The organism is Leclercia sp. LSNIH1 (genome assembly GCF_002902985.1).
Taxonomy (GTDB): Bacteria; Pseudomonadota; Gammaproteobacteria; order Enterobacterales; family Enterobacteriaceae; genus Enterobacter.
The window spans coordinates 400,923-420,884 of the sequence record NZ_CP026167.1; the positions used below are offsets into that span (position 1 = coordinate 400,923).

Sequence of the window (19,962 nt, forward strand, 5' to 3'; positions counted from 1 at the left end):
GCAATGCGTGTAAATGCTCCAGTAACGGCGCACCTGCGCCGTATCACCGCCACGGATAACCCGGCCATTGCCGGCGTTATCCGCCGGGTATCTGCCGAATACGGCCTGACGGCCGATAAAGGTTATACCGTTGCGGACCCCAATCTCGACGAACTGTACGCCCTGTACAGCCAGCCGGGACATGCCTATTGGGTTGTCGAGCAGAACGGGCAGGTTGTGGGCGGCGGTGGTATTGCACCGCTCGCCTGCAGCGAACCCGATATCTGCGAGCTGCAAAAAATGTATTTCCTGCCCGTCGTCCGTGGACAAGGCCTGGCGAAAAAACTGGCGTTACAGGCGCTCGATCATGCCCGCGCGCAAGGGTTTAAGCGCTGCTACCTTGAAACCACCGCCTTTCTGACCGAAGCCATCAGGCTGTACGAGCATCTCGGCTTTGAGCATATTGACCAGCCGCTGGGCTGTACCGGCCATGTTGATTGCGAAGTGCGGATGCTGAAAACGCTGTAACCTCTCTCCTGCCCCCTTCTGTTAAGCGGTTGTAAACTGAATGCTCTACACTCTCAGTTCAACACCACGAAGGGGAAAACTGATGTCAAAGATAAAAAGCTACGCCGCACCGCAGGCGGGTGCAGAGCTTGAGCTGTACGAATACGATGCAGGCGAGCTGAAAGCAGAAGACGTCGAAGTGCAGGTGGATTACTGCGGCATTTGCCATTCCGACCTGTCGATGATCGATAACGAGTGGGGCTTCTCACAATACCCGCTGATTGCCGGTCATGAAGTGATCGGTCGCGTTGTTGCCCTGGGCGATGCCGCACAGGATAAGGGGCTGAAAATTGGTCAGCGCGTGGGCATTGGCTGGACCGCCCGTAGCTGTGGTCATTGTGATGCCTGTATCAGCGGCAACCAGATCAACTGTCTGCAAGGGGCCACACCCACCATCCTCAACAACGGCGGCTTCGCCGACAAACTGCGTGCCGACTGGCAGTGGGTCATTCCTCTCCCTGAGCAGATGGATATTGAATCTGCCGGTCCGCTGCTGTGCGGCGGGATCACGGTCTTTAAACCGCTGCTGATGCACCACGTCACCGCCACCAGCCGCGTGGGGGTGATTGGCATCGGTGGTCTGGGCCACATTGCCATTAAGCTGCTGCATGCGATGGGCTGTGAAGTGACCGCCTTCAGCTCAAACCCGGCCAAAGAGCAGGAAGTGCTGGCGATGGGGGCTGACAAAGTGGTCAACAGCCGCGATCCCGAGGCGCTGACCGCTCTGGCGGGGCAGTTCGATCTGATCATCAACACCGTAAATGTCGATCTCGACTGGCAGCCCTACTTTGAAGCGCTGGCCTATGGCGGAAACTTCCATACCGTCGGTGCCGTGCTGAAGCCGCTCCCGGTTCCCGCCTTTACGCTGATCGGTGGCGACCGCAGCATCTCCGGTTCCGCAACGGGCACGCCGTACGAGCTGCGTAAACTGATGAAGTTTGCCGGCCGCACCGGTGTCGCGCCGACCATCGAGATGTACCCGATGTCGAAAATCAACGAAGCGATCCAGCATGTTCGTGACGGCAAAGCCCGTTACCGTGTGGTATTGAAAGCGGATTTTTGACGTGAATGTGCCGGGTGGCGGCTACGCCTTACCCGGCCTACATGTGCTTTGTAGGCCCGGTAAGCGTAGCGCCACCGGGCGTTTCTCTACAACCGCACCAGAGCCGTAAACACCTCGGCCACCGCAACCGCGCCAGGATCGGCAACGCCCTGCAGATTCTCTTTGTTCACATAGGATGAGCGCCCCGCTCCGGCTTTGCCCATGCTCGTCGTGGCATCTGCCCCCTCTTTTGCCGCCCTGACGGCAGCCTGAAGCCCCTCTTTCTGCCACGCTTCCAGCGCGGGCTGCAGCGCATCGATCAAGGTGCGATCGCCCAGATCGGCGCCGCCATAGTGCTTCATTTGCGCAAGCCCGGTCAGCAAAGCATCCGGCAGAGGCTTGCCGCTACGCAGCGCCTGCCCGGCGGCGGTAAAGAAGATCGACATCAACACCCCGCTCGACCCGCCCATCACCGTTGCCAGCCGCTCCCCCACCACCAGCAGCAGCTGCGGCAGATCGTTCAGCGGCAGGCGATCCTCCTCCAGCCATTGCGCAATGTCCCGCGCACCTTGCGCAAAGGTTGAACCGGTATCGCCATCCCCCACTTTCGCGTCCAGGGCGTTAAGGCGGTTTTCCAGGGCAATTAACCGCTCCGCCACCGCAGCGACGTGCTGCGCCACCTGCGCATTTGCCGACGGGGTAAATTCTACGCTGTCGTGCAGCGGGGTATGGGTCAGCGTACGCAGCGGCGCAAAGGCGACGGGCTTTTGCCAGCCCAGCGTCTCCACCGGGGCGTTCAGCGCCTGCTCAAATGCCGCGTTCAGCTTCAGCAACGATAACGAAAAGCCTTTCATGTCCAGCGAGCTCACCAGCGGCGCCGGGCCAATCAAATACGCAATCTGATCCTTCAGGGCGGAATGGGCCAGCTCTTTGGTCAACAGCGCCATCTCCAGGGCCGACACGCCGCCGAGGTTGTTGATCAGGATCGCCAGTCGCCCCTGCCCCGCCTGCGCCAGCAGGGGTTGCACCAGCGTATCGATAATGGCTTTGCTGTTTTGTGTCTCTACCACCGAGGCCCCGGGCTCGCCGTGGATCCCCAGCCCCAGCTCGACATGGCCTTTTTTGATGCGCCCTTCTTCGTCATCGCTGCCCGGCAGGTTGCAGGTCTGCATAGCCACACCCAGGCTCCAGAGATTATCGCAGGCCTGGCGGGCCATATCGCGCACCTCGTTTAGCGACTTGCCCTGTTCGGCAGCATACCCGGCTACCTTATGCACCAGCGCGGTTCCGGCGATGCCGCGCGGCTGCTTGTTATCCGGCAGGGCAATGTCATCGGCCACGATCACCATCTCCACTTTGAGCCCGTAGCGTTTGGCCTTTTCTGCCGCGAGGCCAAAGTTGAGACGATCCCCGGTGTAGTTTTTGACGATCAGCAGACAGCCCCGATCGCCCGTGACGGCCACAATGGCGCTGAGCACCGCCTCGACGCTGGGGGACGCAAACAGATCGCCGCAGACGGCCGCGGTCAGCATCCCTTTACCAACAAAGCCCGCGTGCGCCGGTTCATGGCCGGAGCCCCCGCCGGATATCACCGCCACGCGACTTTTATCCCAGTCGGCACGCACCACCACGCGGATAGCCGGATCGATATCCAGCCTGGCGAGATTGCCGTGCGGGGCGGAGATCAGCATCCCTTCAATGGCATCATTCACCAGCTGTTTGCGGTCGTTAAAGAAGAATCTGGACATAGCTTTCCAATATGTTGTTAACCGTATGCAAAAGCATAGTCCGCGCTGCGTAATGCGCTGCAAACTAAGAAATTGACACATTCATTTTGCCGTCAGGTTGCCTATACTCCACCCAGGATTCCACGAGGATGCGCATCATGAGTACACCCCTGCTGATTGCCCGGACGCCGGACACTGAGCTGTTTTTGCTGCCCGCGATGGCAAACCGTCATGGTCTGATCACCGGCGCAACGGGCACGGGGAAAACGGTAACGTTGCAAAAGCTGGCCGAGTCATTTTCCACTATTGGCGTGCCGGTGTTTATGGCTGACGTGAAAGGCGATCTCAGCGGCGTTGCCCGGGAGGGGGCCGCATCGGATAAGTTACTCGAACGGCTGAAGAGTATTGGCGTGACCGACTGGCAGCCGCAGGGCAACCCGGTGGTGGCGTGGGATATTTTCGGCGAGCATGGGCACCCGGTACGGGCGACCGTTTCCGATCTCGGCCCGCTGCTGCTGGCACGTCTGCTCGATCTGAACGAGGTGCAGACCGGCGTGCTGAACATTATCTTCCGCATTGCCGATGACCAGGGGCTGTTGCTGCTCGATTTCAAAGATCTGCGGGCCATTACGCACTATATCGGGGATAACGCCAAAGCCTTCCAGACGCAGTACGGCAATATCAGTCCCGCCTCCATCGGCGCCATCCAGCGTGGCTTACTCTCCCTGGAGCAGCAGGGAGCTGAACACTTCTTTGGCGAGCCGATGCTCGATATCAGGGACTGGATGCGAACCGACAGCAACGGCAAAGGTATTATCAACATCCTGAGCGCGGAAAAGCTCTACCAGATGCCGAAGCTCTACGCGGCCAGCCTGCTCTGGATGCTCTCAGAGCTCTATGAACAGCTACCGGAAGCGGGCGATCTGAACAAACCGAAGCTGGTCTTCTTCTTCGACGAAGCCCATCTGCTGTTCAGCGATGCGCCGCAGGTGCTGCTGGATAAGATCGAACAGGTGATCCGCCTGATCCGCTCTAAAGGCGTGGGCGTCTGGTTCGTTTCGCAAAACCCGGCCGATATTCCTGATAACGTCCTGGGCCAGCTGGGTAACCGCGTCCAGCATGCCCTGCGCGCCTTTACGCCGAAAGATCAGAAAGCGGTCAAAGCCGCGGCGCAGACCATGCGCGCCAATCCGGCCTTTGATACCGAGTCCGCTATTCAGGCGCTCGGCACCGGCGAAGCGCTGATATCTTTCCTGGATGCCAAAGGCAGCCCATCTATGGTGGAGCGCGCGATGGTCATTGCGCCCTACTCCAGAATGGGGCCGATTAGCGACGACGAGCGTAACGGGCTGATCAACCATTCCCCGCTCTACGGAAAATATGAAGACCAGGTGGACCGGGAGTCCGCGTTTGAGATGCTGCAAAAAGGGGTGCAGGCCACCACAGAGCAGCAGCAGGCGCCAGCCGCTAAAGGCCAGTCCGTGGCGGTCGATGAGGGCATTCTCGGCGGGTTAAAAGAGATTCTGTTTGGCAGCACCGGGCCGCGCGGCGGTAAACGCGACGGGGTGGTGCAAACCATGGCGAAAAGCGCGGCACGTCAGGTGACGAATCAGATTGTCCGCGGTGTGCTGGGCAGTTTACTGGGCGGACGCCGGAGATAGCGTGGGTACCCAGGGTGTGCCCAGCGCCGAGCCCTGCACGCCCTGCTCGTTCAGATAGCGGTCCAGTTCCACCATCCCCGTCCAGCGATTCTCACACCACAGCGGTGCCAGTAGCGTTGGGCGACGGGCGCTGGCGGAGATGCGGTGATAGACCACTTCCGGTGGTGTGTGGCGAATCATCTCCCCGGCGGTGAGAACATACTCGTCCAGCTCAATCCCGTTCAGCCGCCCGGCTTCCCACGCTTTCGCCATAATGCTGCCTCTGACGATATGCAGCGGGTGCAGCTTGATGCCATCCACGCCGGTCTCTACCACACTGTGCAGGGTTTCCAGTGCGTGATGCCGCCCTTCTCCCGGCAGGCCAACAATAAGGTGGGTACAGACCTTCAGCCCGCGCTCGCGCGCCAGCCGGGTGGTGCGCTGATAGCAGGCAAAATCGTGACCACGGTTGATGCGGTGCAAAGTTTTATCGTGGGCGGTCTGCAATCCCAGCTCCAGCCAGATCTCGTACCCCTGCGCTTTATATTCGCTGAGCAGATCCAGTACCGCTTCCGGTACGCAGTCGGGGCGGGTGCCGACGCAGAGCCCGACGATATTCGCCTGGCTCACCGCCTGTTGATACATCGACCGCAGCACCTGTACTTCAGCCCAGGTACTGGTATAAGCCTGGAAATAGGCCAGATACTGCTTCGCCCGGTTAACCCGCGTGGACTGATGGGCGAGCTGGGCAGCGATAGACTGGTACTGCTGCGCTTCGTCAGCAAAAGAGGCCACATTACAGAAGGTACAGCCGCCGCGTCCGATAGTGCCGTCGCGGTTCGGGCAGCTAAATCCCCCGTGGAGCGACAGCTTATGAACCTTTTGCCCGTACCGGCGCGAAAGATCCCCACCAAACATATTGACTAATTTCTGTAACTGCATAATCTGTTAGACCGCCCCGTTGAAAGGGGACAAGCCTGCCATTTTTAACCGCCGTCGGCGATGACCTGGATCAATCGCCCCGGCGCGCTTTTATCTTTTGAATAATTAACCAGGATAATTGCAATTTCATTCACCGCCTGCTTAATTACTTTTCCTTATGTTCTGATGGTTTTTTTCATTTATATCGTCTTTGCTGAAAAACAGTGACATCATGCGGGCTTTAGTAGCGTGACAGCATTTAATCCTGCTTAAATCGCACTATTTAGCATGCTACAGCGATAATACCGCTTTCATATAGTGAGTCAGATCACACTCCCCAAAAGCCCACAGCAAGGTTACAGTGATGTGAAAGCAGCTAAATATATATTTAAATCAATAACATAACCTATTAGTAGCACATATCTGGATAAATAAGATTGCCATTTGACCTGTGTACAGATTCCCGATAAGTTGGAAATCCGCTGGAAGCTTTCTGGATGAGCAGCCTGCTCATCATATTTATGCAGTAATTGAGATTCCCTCTGAAGCAAGTCCTCAAACTTGTTTACCTGCGCGAAAAGGATATTAAGAGGGCGAATGCGAGGTACGCGTATGAAGCGCAAACCCCGTCGCCATGCTCTTTCTGTGCCTGTGCGCCACGGTTCAGTGGGAAGCCCGACGAGCCTGGGGAGGTTCACTGATATGTTGTACGATAAATCCCTTGAGAAGGATAACTGTGGTTTCGGCCTGATCGCCCACATAGAAGGCGAACCTAGCCACAAGGTAGTGCGTACCGCTATACACGCACTGGCCCGTATGCAGCACCGTGGCGCTATCCTTGCGGATGGTAAAACCGGCGACGGTTGCGGTCTGCTGCTGCAAAAACCGGATCGTTTCTTCCGTATCGTGGCGGAAGAGCGCGGCTGGCGTTTAGCCAAAAACTACGCTGTCGGCATGCTGTTCCTGAATCAGGACGCTGAAAAAGCCGCCGTATCACGCCGCATCGTCGAAGAAGAACTTCAACGTGAAACCCTCTCTATTGTCGGCTGGCGCGATGTGCCAACCAACGAAGGGGTGCTCGGTGAAATCGCCCTCTCCTCGCTGCCTCGTATCGAGCAAATCTTTGTCAACGCGCCTGCGGGCTGGCGTCCGCGTGATATGGAACGCCGCCTGTTTATCGCCCGCCGCCGCATTGAAAAACGTCTCCAGGACGATAAAGAGTTCTACGTTTGTAGCCTCTCGAACCTGGTGAACATCTATAAAGGTCTCTGTATGCCGGCTGACCTGCCGCGCTTCTACCTGGACCTGGCGGACCTGCGTCTGGAATCGGCCATTTGCCTGTTCCACCAGCGCTTCTCCACCAACACCGTACCTCGCTGGCCGCTGGCTCAGCCGTTCCGCTATCTGGCGCACAACGGCGAGATCAACACCATCACCGGTAACCGCCAGTGGGCCCGCGCCCGTACCTATAAATTCCAGACCCCGCTGATCCCGGATCTGCACGATGCCGCGCCGTTCGTTAACGAAACCGGCTCGGACTCCAGCTCTATGGATAACATGCTGGAGCTGCTGCTCGCCGGCGGGATGGATATCGTCCGCGCCATGCGCCTGCTCGTTCCACCAGCATGGCAGAACAACCCGGATATGGATCCGGAGCTGCGTGCCTTCTTCGACTTTAACTCCATGCACATGGAGCCGTGGGATGGCCCGGCGGGTATCGTCATGTCCGACGGTCGCTTTGCCGCCTGTAACCTCGACCGTAACGGTCTGCGTCCGGCGCGCTATGTCATCACCAAAGACAAGCTGATCACCTGTGCCTCCGAAGTAGGCATCTGGGATTACCAGCCTGACGAAGTGGTAGAAAAAGGCCGCGTTGGCCCTGGCGAGCTGATGGTCATCGACACCCGTGGCGGTCGCATCCTGCACTCCGCGGAAACCGACAACGATCTGAAGAGCCGTCACCCGTATAAAGAGTGGATGGAGAAAAACGTCCGCCGTCTGGTGCCGTTCGAAGATCTGCCGGATAACGACGTGGGCAGCCGCGAGCTGGATGACGATACCCTCGCCAGCTACCAGAAACAGTTTAATTACAGTGCGGAAGAGCTGGACTCTGTTATCCGCGTACTGGGTGAAAACGGCCAGGAAGCGGTCGGCTCTATGGGTGACGATACCCCGTTTGCCGTGCTCTCCAGCCAGCCGCGCATTATTTATGACTATTTCCGTCAGCAGTTCGCGCAGGTCACCAACCCGCCGATCGACCCGCTGCGTGAAGCCCACGTAATGTCGCTGGCGACCAGCATTGGTCGCGAGATGAACGTCTTCTGCGAAGCCGAAGGCCAGGCCCACCGTCTGACCTTTAAATCGCCGATCCTGCTCTACTCCGATTTTACCCAGCTGACCACCATGCAAGAGGAGCACTACCGCGCCGACACGCTCGATATCACCTTCGACGTGACCGAAGCGAACCTCGAAGAGACGGTGAAAGCGCTGTGCGATAAGGCCGAACAGATGGTGCGTAACGGTACCGTTCTGCTGGTGCTGTCCGACCGTAATATCGCGAAGAACCGTCTGCCGGTTCCGGCGCCTATGGCGGTGGGTGCAATCCAGACCCGCCTGGTGGAGAAGAGCCTGCGCTGCGACGCCAACATCATTGTTGAGACCGCAAGTGCGCGCGACCCGCACCACTTTGCCGTGCTGCTGGGCTTTGGTGCGACGGCGATCTACCCGTACCTGGCCTACGAAACGCTGGCAAAACTGGTCGACACCAACGCCATCGAAAAAGATTACCGTACCGTGATGCTGAACTACCGTAACGGCATCAACAAAGGTCTGTACAAGATCATGTCCAAAATGGGCATCTCGACCATCGCCTCTTACCGCTGCTCGAAGCTGTTCGAAGCCGTTGGTCTGCATGATGATGTCGCCGATCTCTGCTTCCAGGGCGTGATCAGCCGTATCGGCGGAGCGGGCTTCAGCGACTTCCAGCAGGATCTGCTGAATCTCTCCAAACGCGCCTGGCTGGCACGTAAGCCGCTGGATCAGGGCGGACAGCTGAAGTACGTGCACGGCGGCGAATACCACGCCTATAACCCGGACGTGGTTCGCACCCTGCAACAGGCTGTCCAGAGCGGCGAGTACAGCGATTATCAGCAGTATGCTGAGCTGGTTAACAACCGCCCGGCGGCCACACTGCGTGACCTGCTGGCGCTGAACCCGGGTGACGAGGCTGTGAGCATTGACGACGTAGAGCCTGCGTCTGAACTGTTCAAACGCTTCGATACCGCTGCGATGTCCATCGGTGCGCTGAGCCCTGAAGCCCACGAGGCGCTGGCCGAAGCGATGAACAGCATCGGCGGCAACTCTAACTCCGGCGAAGGCGGTGAAGATCCGGCGCGCTACGGCACCAATAAAGTGTCGCGTATCAAGCAGGTGGCATCCGGTCGCTTCGGTGTGACCCCAGCGTACCTGGTCAACGCCGACGTGATTCAGATTAAAGTCGCTCAGGGTGCAAAACCGGGCGAAGGCGGCCAGTTACCGGGTGACAAAGTGACCCCATACATCGCCAAACTGCGCTACTCGGTACCGGGCGTGACGCTCATCTCCCCGCCGCCGCACCACGATATCTACTCTATCGAGGACTTAGCGCAGCTGATTTTCGATCTGAAACAGGTCAACCCGAAAGCGATGATCTCCGTGAAGCTGGTTTCCGAACCGGGTGTCGGCACCATCGCCACCGGCGTGGCAAAAGCCTATGCGGATCTCATCACCATCGCCGGTTACGACGGCGGCACCGGCGCAAGCCCGCTCTCCTCCGTGAAGTATGCGGGCTGTCCGTGGGAGCTGGGCCTGGTGGAAACCCAGCAGGCGCTGGTGGCTAACGGCCTGCGTCACAAGATCCGTCTGCAGGTGGATGGCGGCCTGAAAACCGGTCTCGACATCATTAAAGCGGCGATTCTGGGTGCAGAGAGCTTTGGTTTCGGTACCGGCCCGATGGTGGCGCTGGGCTGTAAATACCTGCGTATTTGTCACCTGAACAACTGCGCAACCGGTGTTGCTACCCAGGACGAGAAGCTGCGTAAGAACCACTATCACGGTCTGCCGTTCAAAGTGACCAACTACTTTGACTTCATCGCCCGCGAAACCCGCGAGCTGATGGCGCAGCTGGGCGTAACGCGTCTGGTGGATCTGATTGGCCGTACCGACCTGCTGAAAGAGCTGGACGGGTTCACGGCTAAACAGCAGAACCTGAAGCTTTCCCGCCTGCTGGAAACGGCTGAGCCTAAGGCGGGCAAAGCGGTCTACTGCACCGAGAACAACCCGCCGTTCGACAATGGCGTGCTGAATGCGCAGCTGTTACAGCAGGCGAAGCCGTTTGTGGATGAGAAGCAGAGCAAAACCTTCTGGTTTGATATTCGCAACACCGACCGTTCCGTAGGCGCGTCGCTCTCTGGCTACATCGCGCAGACGCACGGCGACCAGGGCCTGGCTGCCGATCCGATTATCGCGCACTTCAGCGGTACCGCGGGCCAGAGCTTCGGCGTCTGGAACGCCGGCGGCGTTGAGCTGTACCTGACTGGCGATGCCAACGACTACGTCGGTAAAGGCATGGCGGGCGGTCTGCTGGCGGTACGTCCTCCGGTGGGTTCTGCCTTCCGCAGCTGTGATGCGAGCATCATCGGCAACACCTGTCTGTACGGTGCCACCGGTGGTCGTCTGTTCGCCGCAGGCCGTGCAGGTGAGCGTTTTGCGGTGCGTAACTCCGGTGCTATCACCGTGGTGGAAGGTATCGGCGATAACGGCTGTGAATACATGACCGGCGGGATTGTCTGCGTACTGGGCAAAACGGGCGTTAACTTCGGTGCAGGTATGACCGGTGGTTTCGCCTACGTACTGGATGAAGACGGTGAGTTCCGCAAACGCGTGAACACGGAACTGGTGGAAGTGCTGGAGGTTGATAGCCTGGCGATCCACGAAGAGCACCTGCGTGGTCTGATTACCGAGCACGTGCATCATACCGGTTCCGTGCGCGGCGAAGAGATCCTGGCCAACTGGCCGGCGTTCTCTGCGAAATTCGCGCTGGTTAAACCGAAGTCCAGCGATGTTAAAGCCCTGTTGGGTCACCGTAGTCGTAGCGCAGCAGAGCTGCGTGTGCAGGCGCAGTAAGGAATTCAGATGAGCCAGAATGTTTACCAGTTTATCGACCTGCAGCGTGTGGATCCGCCGAAGAAGCCGCTGAAGATCCGTAAAATTGAATTTGTTGAAATTTATGAGCCGTTTTCCGAAGGCCAGGCCAAAGCACAGGCAGACCGTTGCCTCTCCTGCGGCAACCCGTACTGCGAATGGAAATGTCCGGTGCATAACTACATCCCGAACTGGCTGAAGCTGGCTAACGAAGGACGTATTTTTGAGGCCGCCGAGCTCTCTCACCAGACCAACACCCTGCCGGAAGTGTGCGGCCGCGTGTGTCCGCAGGACCGTCTGTGTGAAGGCTCCTGCACCCTGAACGACGAGTTCGGCGCGGTGACCATCGGCAATATTGAACGCTATATCAACGATAAAGCGTTTGAGATGGGCTGGCGCCCGGACATGACCGGCGTGCGTCAGACGGATAAACGCGTGGCGATCATCGGTGCCGGTCCGGCAGGCCTGGCCTGTGCCGACGTGCTGACCCGCAACGGCGTGAAGGCGGTGGTGTTTGACCGTCATCCGGAGATCGGCGGTCTGCTGACCTTCGGCATCCCGGCCTTCAAGCTGGAAAAAGAGGTGATGACCCGCCGCCGTGAAATCTTCACCGGCATGGGCATTGAGTTCAAACTCAACACCGAAGTGGGCCGCGACGTGATGCTCGACGATCTGCTGAAAGATTACGACGCCGTATTCCTGGGCGTGGGTACCTATCAGTCGATGCGTGGCGGGCTGGAGAACGAAGAGGCGCCGGGCGTATACGACGCGCTGCCGTTCCTGATTGCCAACACCAAGCAGCTGATGGGCTATGGCGAAACCGCCGACGAGCCGTTTGTGAGTATGGAAGGCAAACGCGTAGTGGTGCTGGGCGGGGGCGATACCGCGATGGACTGCGTGCGGACCTCCATTCGTCAGAATGCGGCACACGTAATCTGCGCATACCGTCGTGACGAAGAGAACATGCCGGGCTCAAAACGCGAAGTGAAAAACGCGCGTGAAGAGGGCGTGGAATTCCAGTTCAACATCCAGCCTCTGGGTATTGAAGTGAATGCCAACGGCAGAGTGAGCGGCGTGAAGATGGCGCGTACCGAGATGGGAGCCCCGGATGCCAAAGGCCGTCGCCGCGCCGAGATTGTGGCTGGTTCGGAGTTTGTGATCCCGGCTGACGCGGTCGTCATGGCGTTCGGTTTCCGCCCTCACAGCATGGAGTGGCTGGCGAAGCACAGCGTCGAGCTGGATTCACAGGGCCGCATCATCGCCCCGGAAGGCAGCGACAACGCGTTCCAGACCAGCAACCCGAAAATCTTCGCCGGTGGCGATATCGTTCGCGGTTCAGACCTGGTGGTGACCGCCATTGCCGAAGGCCGTAAAGCAGCTGACGGCATCATGAACTACCTCGAAGTGTGATCCTGACGGATCGGCGGGCCTGCTCGCCGATCCGATTACAAGTAAACAAGGCTGATAACGGCTTCACCATCCAGCTTAATCGTCTGGCTACTTCCTAACGCGTTCGCCACCGTGGCGCTAACCTGCAACGGTATCGTGGCTGTGCTGATGGGTTGCGGAGCCAGCGTGCCTTTTTGCACCAGGGTATAAAAATAATCCTGCTTTGTTGGCAACGGCAGCAGGTCACTTTTTTCCCAGGTTCCTTTCGGATTTACCGCACCGGCAACCTCCACCGCCACGCTGCGATCGCCATCTGATGCGATGACATTCATGGCATCAATCTGCACGGCATAACTGCCGATGGGCTTGTTTTCCGCCGTCATGCCCAGGCCAAACAGCCGTGATGGATCACTGACATACTGACCGCCGTTAATCTGAAAACGTGGCCCTTCCTGGCCTTGATTATCCCTGCCCCAGACGACCGAAGTGGCCCGCGTATCCCGCGCGGTGATGGCTACCGCCGTGGACGATTCACAGGTGATGCTCAAAACCAGATCCCGCGTTCCCAGCTGTGTAAAAGCGTTGCGGGTTAAGCTCCCGGCGCTGCGCGAATTGAAGTCCACAACGCCATTATTGCTCAGGACGGGCGTGCAGGCAGCGGCATCGGCGGTAAGCTCAAAATCAATACTGACGGTGTCACTCGCCATGACAGGCACCGCCATGAAGGCCGCAATTAGCAGGCAAAAACCACGCATCATTGCGCCTCCAGGTTTATATTCAGGTTTCCGCGCCAGGTGGTCTGTTCCGTTACCGGACCGGGTTTAACGCGCGTCGCCACCAGCAGGGAGATGGAGGCATTTTTGCCAAACACCTCATCGCCGTTGCTGAATGCCAGCCCCTCGTTCAGCGACACCTGTAACGTTTCACTGCTCCCGGAGCGGAGCACGGTATCCGCTCTGTTTACCGACGCAAGACGCACCGGACGATCGTCAACGTACGCATGTGCTGCCGTAATGAGCATCTCCCCTTCGCTACCGAATGAGAAGGTGCCGTTATGCGGCAGGTCGCTGCCGAAAAACAGCCGTATTCGCTGCGGTTCGCTACAGTTCACCTGCACCTTAATCTGTTTTTCCGGAAGCGTTATCCACGGCCCGGTAGCCTGCTGTCGCTCGGCCGGGCTTAGCCGGGTGTAGGCGATCTTTTGCTGGCTGGCGATAAGCTGGCACTCCGCCAGGCTCTGGCAGGGTATTAACCCTATCGCCGCCAGCAGCAGATAACATTTCATTGGCACACTCCTTTTGCCGTTTCATAAAATACGTCCGTCTGCGCCTGGTCTGGCAGGGTTAGCTGAATGCGGCAACTCCCGGATTCATCCTGCGCCACCAGTACCTGTCGCGCGCTGGCGTTGTTCAGGAATACCACGCCATCATCAACCGAGGTGGTAAGGTAGTTGCCTTGCGTATCCATAATGGCTCTGTTTTTCGGCAGCTTTTTGCCATCCTGCATGGTCACTTCAAGCAAGACGCGGCGCTGGGTTACGGCAGCAAACTGAACCTTACTTACCGATCCCCTGCCCAGACTCAGGAATCGAGTCCCGTTGCCAACATCCATATTCTTCGGCAACGTTTCGGTATTTAACTCCACACGCGAGTTTTGCCACGCGTTCAGCGCAGGCAGCACCGCGTAGCCGCGGGCATCCGTCCACACCGGCCCCTGCGGCGTGTCGATTTTAATACCGGCAATCGGCTGATCCAGCGAGACAACCCCAAAGGTGTCACGCACCGGCAACGGCGAAAAGGTAACGCCTTCTCCGTGCGCCACGATCCCGCCCTGCAGAGAGCCCGAATAGCTGCGTTGGCTATCGTTGGCCAGGCTGGCGTTAAGCATCAGCTGGGAGTAGTGCAGGTTACTGCTTAGCCCCGCGCTGACGCTTTGATTCTTCTCTTTCTGGTCAAACTCGGTCCCCAATGAATAACCATTTTCATTCGAGATATTTCCCATCACCGTTGAGCCATAGCGGGTGGAGCTGCCCTCCCGGCGGACGTAAGTGTTTACGTTGCTTTTGCCGAGCGGGAAGCTGACATTGAAGTAGAACAGATCGTCTTTTTTACCGTTGGTATCGCTCAGCTGATGCTGCCAGTTGGTCGAAACATAGGCTGAAAACAGATTGCTCCCCCATCCCGCGTTGATATACCGCGTTTTGCCGGACTGGTTACGGTTCTTCGTTTCGTAAAGGCTGGCGCTGAACGTCCCTGCCTTGCTGGTTTGCCACTGCAATCCAACGGAATAATCATGCTTTTTGATCGCCGTAAAACCGCGGTCAATAAACTCCGAGAACTCCCGATAGCCCGGCGAGTAATAGCCCGCCGACGCGGTCACGCTGATGCCTATCGCTGACGTCAGGCTGGCTTCGAGACGATAGCTTTGTCCCTGGCGCGCGTTTTCATGGTCATAGGACTGATTGACCTTAAGGCTCAGCAGGGTCGAAGAAGAAGGCGCCGTATTCAGGCCAACGCCGGCGGCCTGGAAGTCCCGGGCCAGGATTGCCCCCAGGTTGATATTACTCCCGGGCAGCAGCCGCCAGCCGCCCGACGCGCTCAGCACCAGCGGTTTTTTGTTGTAATCATCACTCACCTGGCCAAACGCCAGAAACAGACCCGCCGGATTACCCAGCCTCTGCAGATAGAGTGAGGCGGGGATCGTATAGCTATGCTGGGTGCCGTCGGTCTCGACAACCGTTACGCTGAGATCGCTGGTGTAGTTGCGCAGAGCAACATCAGTAAGCGTAAAAGGCCCCACCGGAACGAGGGTGGAATAGACGAGCGTACCCTGCTGGCGAATCTCTACGCGCGCCTGCGAGGTATTAGCGATCCCGCTCACCCTGACCATGCTCTGCTGCGCATCCAGACCGCTTTCCGGCGACAGGGAGACGCCGTACAGGCTGGTCCCCTGCAGCAGCCCGTTATTCATGCCGACTTCACCCAGTTGTGCGGTTGTGCGCAAATTAACAAAGGTGCGCTGCAAATAGGTCTGGCTGTTTTCGCTGTTAAACTTGCCTTCCGACTGGCTTAATAACTGGTTGGTGCGCAGTAGCCACCCGGCGACGTTCACCCCGCCTTCAAGCTGCGCCTGAGACCAGGTAGAGCTGCCGCCGCTATATTCGTTGCGCGAAGACATGGCGGAATAGTTAAGAACGGCGGCGGTTCCCTCCATGGCAAAATCCGTAACAGTTTTACCCGGTTGGGCGATCTCTTCAGGGGGGATCACCAGCTCGATCATCTCCTGGCCGGGATCGGCCTTTACCACGGTCTGAGGATGGAGTTTCAGATAATCGTAACACCCTTCCTGATAGTCGCTGGGGATACGAATATGGGCATGCTCCATTAATGACTTGTCGAAGCAAAGCTCGCCCTGCCGCTGGAAATGCGCCAGCGTGCGACCTTTATTCTGCCCGTTAACTTTCAGCGTAACCGTCGTCTGCCCGGGCATAAAACGTGCTTCCTCAGCAAAATATGACGAAACCGTGGGATCGATGCCCAGCGACCTTAAGGTTTCACTATCAAATTCGAGAGAGCCTGCATCGATTTCTGCAGCTTTCCCCTGTCGCGCGCAGATCAGGCTGACTGCACACATAAGCAGCGTTCTTTTAAACATCCTTGTTTTCCCTGAACGACTTACTGCAATGGTGCTATATAGTTTTCACCTTTGTATCCGTAACGGCTGGCGGGATAAAATTGCACTTTTGTATCCGCTTTATTGGGTAAGGCTACGGTCGTGCTGGTGTGCGGCAGTAAATAAGTATTTTTCAACGTACCCTGTTGACCGGAGGGTAATGTTGTAAACCCGGCCGCCATACGAACCACGTAATTCGAGGGATTGGTCACGACCAGAGAATTGCCCTGCTTATGCCATTCAAGATGCTTCCAGGGAGTGAGATCCTGGGCAAGCCCCGCCGGGTGAATAATCACCGGTAAATCCTGACGAATGGTGACCGCAACCCGCTCTTTGCCCTTTTCCCTGGGCGGTATACCTTCGAAGGTGACTCTTTTGAGCTCTTCCTGCATCAGCGGCTTTTGTAACTGCAGCATAAAACGCATCCGCTGTACGGCCCCCGTCTCAACCCTGACAACGGGTTGAGAAACAATAACGCGAACACCTTTATCGCTTTCCGGCAAATCCACAATATTGGTATAAAGCAAAGCAGGTCTGGAATCCGTATTCCTCACGTTCATACTGGCTTCCCCTTTTTCGGCATCAATTAATAAGACCGATGTTTCGGGTACCATACCGGAGGCGTAACTCTGCACAGAAATAAATAAAAGAGAGAAAATAACGCTACGCTTCATAACATTCCCTTCCGCTGCGATAATGAAAAAGTTTATTAACTCCCAGAGAGGGTATTATGAATCCTGAAATGTAATTATTTGACAGGAAACAGGTGTCCTATATTTAAATGCAGTGCGGCGTGTTTTTATTATTAAATCGCCGCACTCATTATTTTACGGCTTACAGATAAACAAGGCTCAGAGTGGCACTACCATTCAGAACGATTTCATCACTACCCAGTACAGAACTTGGCTGCACGCCTGCTGCAATTTTCAAAGGTACAGTCATTTCTTTGAACATCTTCGGTTCCAGGGAACCCACCTCTCCTGCAGTGACAATACGCGAGTTGTCATTACTCTGTTGCCCGTAAGACGCGGTACGCCAGGTTGCCCCTTGATCATCAGAAACAAGCATGTTTGCCGCTACGCTATCTGCGGTGAGTTTTGCGCCGTCTACGGCGACACTATAGGCACCGATTTTCGCATCATTAGTCGCTACACCCAGACCAAAGGCGAAATAGGGTTCTGTGACCTTCATGCCACCTGTGAATGCAGAATTAATATACGCACTGGAAGAGAGATTGGCTGCTGAACTGGCGCGGTTATCAGCCATGGTGAAGCCAATGGCTGTTGCGGCATCACAGGTTACGGTTAAGGTAATATCTTTAGAACCCAGCTGCACCAGGGCATTGCCAGCGGGAGCTTTACGAATTGACGAGGCAGCAATGGAACCAAAAGCGACTTCACCGCTATTGCTTAATGCCGGGGTGCACGCAGCGGGAAGAATGGTGCCAGAGACTTTCATGGTGACATCGTCAGCAGCATTCACCTGAGCAGAGACCAGCAGTGCAGCGCCCACAGCCAGAGTGGCTACGTTCTTTTTAAACAGAGTCATTTTATTCTTTCCTTAATGTTATTAACCAGCAACTTTCCCGGTTGGCCATGTTTTAACAACCAGATACGCTTTACTATGAAATATATCATTCATAGACTATTTGTAAGAAACAGTGTCGACAAGACTACAGGATAAAATGACGGCCATCATTTAAGTTCGCTACATCAACCTTTCATAACTTCTAAAGATATTTATTTTCATAAAGTTAGCGCGTCGAACACGAGAAGGAATTTTATATTGAAGCTTCTATCAACGGCTAATTCTTTTCATAAAAATAAACCCACCCAATAACCAAAAGCAATTCATCATAGTTACGAATGCTTTAAGGAAATAAAAAAATATGCTTTAGGATATATAGTGTGATAAACATCATTGCCAAAAATAATAAAATAACAATATATTGATGATTCTAAATATCAGACAAAAAAAGGGCCCATGGGGCCCTTTTTTTATTTCACTACACGTAACGCCGGACGCCCACCGCGTGGCGGCGGGGTGTCGTCTGGATCATCGTCGTGATCGGGCTTATCGCCATCGATAATCGACATGACCGGTTCGCTTTCACTCTCGGTCGCGCCATGCTCATCATTGAGGCTGGAAACGTCTTCATCGTAAGCCGCTTCCGGCTCAAACATGGTGCCCGCGCCGTTTTCCCGTGCGTAAATAGCCAGTACAGCAGCCAGCGGCACAGAAACCTGACGCGGAACGCCGCCAAAGCGGGCGTTAAAGCGAACTTCGTCGTTCGCCAGCTCAAGACCACCCACCGCGCGCGGCGCAATGTTCAACACAATTTGCCCGTCACGTGCATATTCCATAGGAACCTGCACGCCCGGTAACGTCACATCCACTACCAGGTGCGGCGTGAGCTGGTTATCCAGCAGCCATTCATAGAAGGCACGCAGCAGATACGGACGGCGCGGAGAAAGCTGTGACATTTCCACAATGATTAACCCCGGCCGAGACGCATTTCACGTTCAGCTTCAGTCAGAGAAGCAAGGAAGGAGTCGCGTTCAAATACGCGCGTCATATAACCTTTGAGCTCTTTCGCACCAGGACCGCTGAATTCAACACCCAGGGTTGGCAAACGCCACAGCAGCGGAGCCAGGTAGCAATCCACCAGGCTGAACTCATCGCTCAGGAAGAACGGACGCTGACCGAACACCGGTGCGATCGCCAGCAGCTCTTCACGCAGCTGTTTACGCGCTGCATCGGCTTCCGAAGAGGAACCGTTCGCAATGACGTTCATCAGCGTATACCAGTCTTTCTCGATACGCTGCATGTACAGACGGCTTTCCCCACGCGCAACCGGATAGACCGGCATCAGCGGCGGATGCGGGAAACGCTCATCCAGATATTCCATAATGATACGGGATTCCCACAGGGTCAGCTCACGATCCACCAGCGTTGGTACGCTCTGGCTTGGGTTGAGATCAATAAGATCCTGAGGCGGGTTATCCTTTTCCACATGCTCGATCTCAAAACTGACACCCTTCTCGGCCAGCACGATACGAACCTGATGGCTATAAATGTCAGTAGGACCAGAAAACAGCGTCATTACCGAACGTTTGTTGGCAGCGACAGCCATGAAAACCTCCAGGTATATTCAGAATTTTTACTGCTACCGGCCATACAGGCCAGCCAGATGTTTTGTTGCCCATCCCAGGGAATTCCTACTCTTGTTCAAAAAGAGAACAAAAATCGAGCATTCACCATTATTTGGGCAGAAAAGTGGATGATAGTTTACCAGATTTTGCGACCTTTGTGGTGAGGGTATTCTGGAAATGCGGAAAAAGAGGTCAGAAAGGGCGTCTGGATGTGGATGCGTTGAGCATGAACCATAAAAAAACCCGCCGAAGCGGGTTTTTCGCAAATTGTTGTCTGCCGAAGCAGAAAGCAATTAACGCTTGGAGAACTGTGGACGACGACGTGCTTTACGCAGACCCACTTTCTTACGTTCAACCTGACGAGCGTCACGAGTAACGAAGCCAGCTTTACGCAGTTCAGAACGCAGGGATTCGTCGTACTCCATCAGAGCGCGGGTGATACCGTGACGGATCGCACCTGCCTGACCGGAGATACCACCACCTTTAACGGTGATGTACAGATCCAGTTTTTCTACCATATCAACCAGTTCCAGCGGCTGGCGAACTACCATACGGGCAGTTTCACGACCGAAGTATTGTTCCAGAGAACGCTGGTTGATTACGATTTTACCACTGCCCGGTTTGATGAACACGCGAGCGGCGGAGCTTTTGCGGCGACCAGTGCCGTAGTATTGATTTTCAGCCATTGCCTA

The 19,962-nt window shown here is 56.3% G+C and carries 15 protein-coding genes; 5 read left to right on the forward strand and 10 right to left on the reverse strand.

The genetic code is table 11. The annotated features are described in order from the left end of the window. The first annotated feature begins 3 nt into the window (after positions 1 to 3). Both C2U54_RS02145 and ahr read left to right on the forward strand, forming a co-directional pair. Positions 4 to 507, forward strand: coding sequence for a GNAT family N-acetyltransferase (locus tag C2U54_RS02145; protein WP_103177203.1), 504 nt, complete (start codon positions 4 to 6; stop codon positions 505 to 507). An 82-nt stretch (positions 508 to 589) separates the two neighbouring features. Continuing rightward, positions 590 to 1,609: an NADPH-dependent aldehyde reductase Ahr gene (gene ahr, locus C2U54_RS02150; protein WP_103177204.1), complete on the forward strand. Its 1,020-nt coding sequence runs from the start codon at positions 590 to 592 to the stop codon at positions 1,607 to 1,609. A gap of 86 nt (positions 1,610 to 1,695) precedes the next feature. Here the strand turns inward: ahr and C2U54_RS02155 are convergent, their stop codons facing one another. Beyond that, on the reverse strand, positions 1,696 to 3,336 hold the full coding sequence (locus C2U54_RS02155; RefSeq protein ID WP_103177205.1) for a dihydroxyacetone kinase subunit DhaK: 1,641 nt from the start codon (positions 3,334 to 3,336) through the stop codon (positions 1,696 to 1,698). A gap of 137 nt (positions 3,337 to 3,473) precedes the next feature. Between C2U54_RS02155 and C2U54_RS02160 the strand changes: the two genes are divergently transcribed. Beyond that, positions 3,474 to 4,976: a helicase HerA-like C-terminal domain-containing protein gene (locus C2U54_RS02160; RefSeq protein ID WP_103180992.1), complete on the forward strand. Its 1,503-nt coding sequence runs from the start codon at positions 3,474 to 3,476 to the stop codon at positions 4,974 to 4,976. Here C2U54_RS02160 and C2U54_RS02165 read toward each other — a convergent pair. Beyond that, positions 4,953 to 5,897: a TIGR01212 family radical SAM protein gene (locus C2U54_RS02165; protein ID WP_103177206.1), complete on the reverse strand. Its 945-nt coding sequence runs from the start codon at positions 5,895 to 5,897 to the stop codon at positions 4,953 to 4,955. The two genes, C2U54_RS02160 and C2U54_RS02165, sit on opposite strands and share 24 nt — an antisense overlap. Positions 5,898 to 6,578: 681 nt before the next feature. On the opposite strand from C2U54_RS02165, the gene gltB reads away from it, so the two are divergent. Then, on the forward strand, positions 6,579 to 11,039 hold the full coding sequence (gltB, locus tag C2U54_RS02170; RefSeq protein WP_139156369.1) for a glutamate synthase large subunit: 4,461 nt from the start codon (positions 6,579 to 6,581) through the stop codon (positions 11,037 to 11,039). A 9-nt stretch (positions 11,040 to 11,048) separates the two neighbouring features. Next, entirely contained in the window at positions 11,049 to 12,467 is a 1,419-nt protein-coding gene (gltD, locus tag C2U54_RS02175; RefSeq protein WP_103177208.1) for a glutamate synthase subunit GltD, read from the forward strand. A 35-nt stretch (positions 12,468 to 12,502) separates the two neighbouring features. On the opposite strand, the gene C2U54_RS02180 is transcribed toward gltD, so the two are convergent. The 8 genes from C2U54_RS02180 to rpsI all read right to left on the reverse strand — a co-directional run bounded on the left by C2U54_RS02180 (position 12,503) and on the right by rpsI (position 19,956). Continuing rightward, complete coding sequence (locus C2U54_RS02180; protein ID WP_231736565.1) at positions 12,503 to 13,204, reverse strand: DUF1120 domain-containing protein; 702 nt, start codon at positions 13,202 to 13,204, stop codon at positions 12,503 to 12,505. Further along, the gene (locus C2U54_RS02185; RefSeq protein WP_103177209.1) at positions 13,201 to 13,731 is read right to left on the reverse strand and encodes a hypothetical protein; all 531 of its coding nucleotides are present in this window, start codon (positions 13,729 to 13,731) and stop codon (positions 13,201 to 13,203) included. Before C2U54_RS02185 ends, C2U54_RS02180 begins: the two co-directional genes overlap by 4 nt. Then, positions 13,728 to 16,100 carry a fimbrial biogenesis usher protein gene (locus tag C2U54_RS02190; protein WP_103177210.1) on the reverse strand — a complete coding sequence of 791 codons (2,373 nt, stop codon included), beginning with the start codon at positions 16,098 to 16,100 and terminating at the stop codon, positions 13,728 to 13,730. Before C2U54_RS02190 ends, C2U54_RS02185 begins: the two co-directional genes overlap by 4 nt. A 20-nt stretch (positions 16,101 to 16,120) precedes the next feature. After that, positions 16,121 to 16,792 carry a fimbria/pilus chaperone family protein gene (locus C2U54_RS02195; RefSeq protein ID WP_103177211.1) on the reverse strand — a complete coding sequence of 224 codons (672 nt, stop codon included), beginning with the start codon at positions 16,790 to 16,792 and terminating at the stop codon, positions 16,121 to 16,123. A gap of 160 nt (positions 16,793 to 16,952) precedes the next feature. Next, positions 16,953 to 17,666 carry a DUF1120 domain-containing protein gene (locus C2U54_RS02200; protein WP_103177212.1) on the reverse strand — a complete coding sequence of 238 codons (714 nt, stop codon included), beginning with the start codon at positions 17,664 to 17,666 and terminating at the stop codon, positions 16,953 to 16,955. A 449-nt stretch (positions 17,667 to 18,115) separates the two neighbouring features. Further along, on the reverse strand, positions 18,116 to 18,607 hold the full coding sequence (gene sspB / locus C2U54_RS02205) for a ClpXP protease specificity-enhancing factor (RefSeq protein ID WP_103177213.1): 492 nt from the start codon (positions 18,605 to 18,607) through the stop codon (positions 18,116 to 18,118). A gap of 5 nt (positions 18,608 to 18,612) precedes the next feature. Continuing rightward, positions 18,613 to 19,251: a stringent starvation protein SspA gene (gene sspA / locus C2U54_RS02210; protein ID WP_103177214.1), complete on the reverse strand. Its 639-nt coding sequence runs from the start codon at positions 19,249 to 19,251 to the stop codon at positions 18,613 to 18,615. A 312-nt stretch (positions 19,252 to 19,563) separates the two neighbouring features. Beyond that, positions 19,564 to 19,956: a 30S ribosomal protein S9 gene (gene rpsI, locus C2U54_RS02215; RefSeq protein WP_003860436.1), complete on the reverse strand. Its 393-nt coding sequence runs from the start codon at positions 19,954 to 19,956 to the stop codon at positions 19,564 to 19,566. Between the last annotated feature and the right edge of the window lie 6 nt (positions 19,957 to 19,962).